The 6077-nt window shown below is 36.9% G+C and carries 3 protein-coding genes; 2 read left to right on the top strand and 1 reads right to left on the bottom strand.

Annotated features, from left to right (window positions below; translation table 11 throughout):
* Window positions 1–342: 342 nt before the first annotated feature.
* Window positions 343–741 (bottom strand): LytR/AlgR family response regulator transcription factor, encoded by a 399-nt coding sequence (locus AC1DND_RS16065; RefSeq protein ID WP_477583097.1) that lies wholly within the window; start codon window positions 739–741, stop codon window positions 343–345.
* Window positions 742–1403: 662 nt separating this feature from the next.
* Here AC1DND_RS16065 and AC1DND_RS16060 point away from each other — a divergent pair.
* Both AC1DND_RS16060 and AC1DND_RS16055 read left to right on the top strand, forming a co-directional pair.
* The gene (locus tag AC1DND_RS16060) at window positions 1404–5225 is read left to right on the top strand and encodes a TIM-barrel domain-containing protein (protein WP_477583095.1); all 3822 of its coding nucleotides are present in this window, start codon (window positions 1404–1406) and stop codon (window positions 5223–5225) included.
* A 178-nt stretch (window positions 5226–5403) separates the two neighbouring features.
* On the top strand, window positions 5404–6077 hold a 674-nt coding region (locus tag AC1DND_RS16055), incomplete at its 3' end, for a ligand-binding sensor domain-containing protein (RefSeq protein ID WP_477583093.1).

Genomic DNA, 6077 nt, shown 5'->3' with positions numbered 1-6077 from the left:
ACCCTTGCTTCCGTGGCAAATATAACCCAAGCTGGACAGATCATGAAACAAGTTCAGGAGTACGACCGCAGGATCTGAGCCATGAAATCTTAATGTTCTTAACTGCTTAATGGTAAGAAAGGTAAAAGCTGAAAGRCTAAAGCTCAAAGCAAAGTAAAATTCCGTATAAATCTGCGCTTCCGTGGCAGAAAAACTAACCAGAAAGATTCAGAAGTTCAGAATCACGTAATTTTAGGTCCTGAAACAAGTTCATGGAGACGGCTGCGGGACCGAACTATGAAATCTTAATGTTCTTAATTACTTAATGATAGAAAAAAAAGATGGATATTTTTAGCGAGCTATTTACAAAAGTATTTCTTTGTTCTTACGTTCAGTCAGAATCAACTGATTCACCGTTTCTTCAAATTTTACAAAATCGAGTGGTTTAAATAAAAAACAATTGCCTTTATCAAAGGCATCAATGGCCTTATTGTCATCGGCACTTACAAATACAACAAATTTTACGCTGTTTCGAAGCATTCTGGCTATATCAATTCCTGATATTTCCATTTGGACATCCAGAAATAGGAAATCAATTTTTCCGTATTTCCAAAAGGCGGCCATGGCATCTATTGCATCCGTAAAACTTCTCTTTAGCTGGAGTTTGTCTATTTTGGAAATAAAGTGTTCAAGTGTTTTTATACTCATTTGGCTGTCATCTATAATTACACAGCTATAGGATTGTGATAGAGGGAAATTCATTTGTAATAAGCAATTTTACAAATACTTACAAAATGCCTGCCATTCGATTATTTTTTAAGTTTGTAATACAAAAACGCTTTGTTTAAAATATAACTAATCAATGTTTTATGGTCAAATAGTGCTAAAAATAAACTATTTGTGTGCTTTGTATTTTTTTTGATAGTATAGGTAAAATCAGGATTTATAAGGCGATGGCTAAAATACTTCACTACTCGTAGAAAAGGCAAAAGCTGAAAGCAAAATTAAATTCCGTGTAAATCTGCATTTCCGTAGCAAAAAACTATTTATAAAGATTCTGAAATAATCCGATAGCTATCGGATTAGAATGATGCAATTTTAGATCCTGAAACAAGTTCAGGAGGACGATCGCTGAATCTGTTCTATAAAATCGATCTTCTACAACCTTAATGCCCTTAATTTCTTAATGATAGAAAACATCACGCTATCTCTGGTAAAAAATTAGATAGGCAAACGATTGCGCGGTTTTTGTGCCTAAAAACGCACCATTTCCTTTAATGTGTTTGTTAACTTTATCCCATAGCAACTAAATTATCAGCTTGCTTAACTTAAACACATAACCAAATCAAAATTTAATGACCCCGCATTATTTTTTTAAACATTTTAAAATAACCAATCCCCAAAACCAACCTAAGCGCGTTGTTTTGGCATGTGCGTTTTTTTTAATTACCGCTCCGTTTTTTGTTTCTGCTCAACCAGCTGCTCAGAAAACCAATCAGGTAGCCGAAAAGGTTACCAAAGTGCTTGGTGCAAAAAAGATCAATACCACCACAGTAGAATTATTGCTTTCTGATAATCAACGTTTAACATTAGATTTTTACGGCGATAATATTTTCCGTCTTTTCGAAGACCCTACAGGAGGTTTCATACGCGATCCGGAAGCAAAACCAGAAGCCAAAATTTTAGTCGAAAACCCACGCAGGCCAGTTTCAAAACTGGATATTAAAGATGAGAACAATCAACTGTTCATATCTACTGGTAAGATTACGGTTCTTTTCGATAAAAATACTTCGCTGATCAAAATTATCAACCTTGCTACACAAGCTGTTGCTGTGGAAGAATTAGCTCCGATTCAGTTCGAAAAAGGGAAAGTAACCCTTAGTTTGAAAGAAAATCCACAGGAGTATTTTTATGGTGGTGGCGTACAGAACGGCCGTTTCTCTCACAAGGGAAGAGCCATTTCTATCGAAAACCAAAACAGCTGGACGGATGGGGGAGTAGCTTCACCAACACCTTATTATTGGTCTACCAACGGTTATGCTGTAATGTGGTATACCTTCAGTAAAGGAAATTACAATTTTGGTGCTAAAGAAAAAGGATTGGTGAAATTGGCACATGAAACCGATTACCTGGATGCTTTTTTTATGATTAACGATGGTGCGGTACCCTTATTGAACGATTTTTATCAACTTACCGGAAATCCTATTTTGTTACCGAAATTTGGTTTCTATCAGGGACATTTAAACGCTTACAACCGAGATTTTTGGAAAGAAGACGAAAAGGGAACTTTATTTGAAGATGGAAAACGTTACAAAGAAAGTCAGAAAGATAACGGCGGTATAAAAGAATCGCTTAACGGTGAAAAAAACAATTATCAGTTTTCAGCACGTGCGGTGATCGACCGTTATAAAAAACACGATATGCCTTTGGGCTGGGTACTTCCAAATGATGGTTATGGCGCAGGTTATGGCCAAACCGAAACATTGGATGGCAACATTCAGAACCTAAAGAGTTTTGGCGATTATGCCCGTAAAAACGGCGTGGAAATCGGTCTTTGGACACAATCTGATCTTCACCCTAAAGCAGAAGTAAGTCCGTTATTGCAGCGCGATATTATTAAGGAAGCCAGAGATGCAGGCGTTCGTGTATTAAAAACCGATGTAGCATGGGTTGGAGCCGGTTATTCATTCGGGTTGAATGGTGTTGCCGATGTAGCCCAGATTATGCCTTATTATGGTAATAGTAGCCGCCCGTTTATCATTTCGTTAGATGGCTGGGCGGGTACACAACGTTATGCCGGTATTTGGTCGGGTGATCAAACTGGTGGCGTTTGGGAATATATCCGTTTCCACATCCCTACCTATTTAGGTTCCGGTTTATCTGGCCAACCGAATATTACTTCCGATATGGATGGTATTTTTGGCGGTAAAAATCTAACCATCAATACCCGCGATTTCCAATGGAAAACCTTTACGCCAATGGAATTAAATATGGACGGTTGGGGAGCTAATGAAAAATATCCACATGCATTGGGTGAGCCTGTAACTTCGATTAACCGCAACTATTTAAAACTGAAATCGGAGTTAATGCCGTATACTTATAGCGTTGCTAGAGAAGCGGTTACCGGATTGCCGATCATCAGGGCAATGTTTCTGGAATATCCAAATGCCTATACCAAAGGGACTTCAACACAATATCAATACCTCTATGGACCTTCTTTCTTAGTGGCGCCAATTTATCAGGCTACCCAATCAGACGAAAAAGGTAACGATATCCGCAATGGTATTTATTTACCAGAGGGAACATGGATTGATTATTTCACTGGAGAAAAATATACTGGAAACAGCATTCTCAACAGTTTTGATGCCCCATTATGGAAATTGCCTGTTTTTGTGAAAAATGGCGCCATTATTCCGATGACGAATCCGAATAACAATGTTGCTGAAATCAATAAAGCAAACCGTATTTATGAATTATATCCTTTTGGAAAAACTTCATTTACCGAATATGATGATGACGGTGCAACAGAAGCCTATAAATTAGGAAAAGGTGCTTCTACTTTAATCGAATCAGCACTAGATCAGAAAAACAATGCCCTGGTTACCATTCATCCTGCAAAGGGCGATTTCGATGGCTTTGTGAAAGAGAAAACAACTGAATTCGTCATTAACGTTACCGAAAAACCAAAAAGGTTAACGGCAAAAGTTGGGAACAGTAAAATAAAATTATCAGAAGTAAACTCAAAAGACGAGTTTTTAAAACAGTCTAATGTTTATTTCTACGATGCAGCCCCGAACTTAAACCGTTTTGCTACAAAAGGAAGTGAGTTTGAAAAAGTGGCAATGGTTAAAAACCCGCAATTGTTGGTTAAACTTCAATCTACCGATATTACCATCAATCCGGTAATACTTAGTATAGACGGTTTTAAATTCGAGCCCGTAGATAAACAACGTGTATCAACAGGTAAATTAACTGCTCCTGCTAATGCAAGGGTAAGTGATAAAAACAGAGAAGCCTATACGCTTAGCCCTAGCTGGAGTAAAGTGAGCAATGCAGATTTTTATGAAATTGATTTTAACGATATGCATTATACTACTATCCGAGATACTGCTTTGTTGTTTGATGGTTTATTAGCCGAAACAGCTTACAGTTTTAAACTGCGTGCAGTAAATAAAGATGGTTATTCTGATTGGACCGAAATTAAAGCAACTACTAAAACCAATCCTTTAGAGTTTGCTATTCAGGGTATTGTTGCCGAAACTACGGTGGAAAATCAAGGAGGTTCTGGTATCAATAAATTGTTCGATTATGATGAAGGTAATACCTGGCATACCAAATGGGGTGTTAAGGCAGTTCCTTTTGATATGATCATTGATCTGAAATCGATCAACCAACTGGATAAATTCCACTACCTGCCACGCACAGGAAGAGGGAACGGGATTTTATTAAAAGGTAAAGTGTTTTATAGCAATAATAAAGAAAGCTGGACAGAAGCTGGTGCATTTGAATGGGCCAATAACGACGAAATTAAAATATTCAATTTTACTGCACATCCTGCTGCACGTTACCTCAAAATTGCTGTTGCTGATGGTGTAGGTGGTTTTGGTTCAGGTAGAGAGCTATATGTATTTAAAGTTCCTGGTACCGAAAGTTATCTTCCCGGCGATATCAATAACGACCGTTTAATTGATAAGAACGATTTAACTTCTTACATCAATTATACTGGTTTAAGAAAAGGTGATGCTGATTTTGAAGGTTATATCAGCAATGGCGATATCAATAAAAACAATTTGATTGATGCCTACGATATTTCAGTTGTGGCTACACAACTTGAAGGAGGTATAAAAAATGCTAAAATTGATAAAGTTGCAGGTAAACTGGAAATCAGTACGGCTAAACAAGCTTACAACAAAGACGAAATCATCGAAATCAAAGTAAAAGGAATAAACCTGAAATCAGTAAATGCTTTAAGTTTTGCCCTACCATACAATGCACAGGATTATGATTTTGTAAGCGTTCAGCCTTTAAATATCAAACAGATGGATAACCTGACCAACGACCGCCTGCACACCAATGGCGCTAAGGTTTTGTATCCAACCTTTTTAAACATTGGCAACAAAGATGCTTTAAACGAAACTTCCGATCTGTTTATCCTGAAATTAAAGGCAAAACGCAAACTACAGTTCGGGCTTAAGATTAGTGAAGGCATTTTAGTAGATAAGAATCTCAATTCAGTTAAATTTTAGTTAGTAGTGATTAGTGCGAAGAGGTCGGTTTTTAATCGGCCTCTTTTTTATTGGCACTAACTTGAACACAAGAATAGATTCGGTAATAAGTTTGCAAAGTGTATCTTTACAACTCGTCTATTTCAAAAGAGGCAGGGTTTAGCTAAGGCATTCTCCCATCAAATTTTGTTGTTCAACTATGAGATTAATTAGTCTAACTTGTTTTCTTCTACAATTTTTTTTCCTCTTTACTCATGTTAAAGCGCAGGTATCCCATGTCGATAACCAGCCTGTAATAGCAGGCCATTATGTAATTAAAACATACGGCATAAATGAAGGACTGCCTTCAAAAAATACAACAGCTGCTTTAAAAGATAAAAGGGGATTTATATGGGTTGGTACCGAAAACGGTTTGTGTAAGTTTGATGGTTATTCTTTTAAAATTTATGTAAATATCCCCGGCGATACAACATCACTAACCAATAACTATATCAATGCTGTTGTAGAAGATCAGAATGGTGTGTTCTGGGTGGCTACCATGAACGGTTTAAATAAATTCGACCCTGTAACAGAGAAGTTTGAGCGTTTTTATCATAAAGAAAACAAAAGAACATCGTTGAGCAATAATAAAATATGGTCGCTACTCATTGATAAAACAAATAAGCTCTGGGTAGGTACCGACGATGGTTTTAACCTTTTTAACAAAAACTCAGCATCTTTTACAGTTTATCAGCCCGACATTAAAAATCCAAATGCCATTAAAGGAAAATCGGTTAATGCCATTGCAGAAGATAAAGAAGGGAATTTATGGTTAGGCAATTGGAGCAAAGGACTAAATAAATTTGATAAAAAGACACGTATAAAAAGACACGT

Source organism: Pedobacter sp. 01N416, from assembly GCF_056399685.1.
Note: the sequence above shows the minus strand (reverse complement) of the source record. Positions and strands in the feature narration are given on the sequence as shown.

Bases quoted from the DNA above. Each gene is read 5' to 3' on its own strand.
- AC1DND_RS16065 (WP_477583097.1), bottom strand. From the start codon at position 741: ATGAATTTCCCTCTATCACAATCCTATAGCTGTGTAATTATAGATGAC.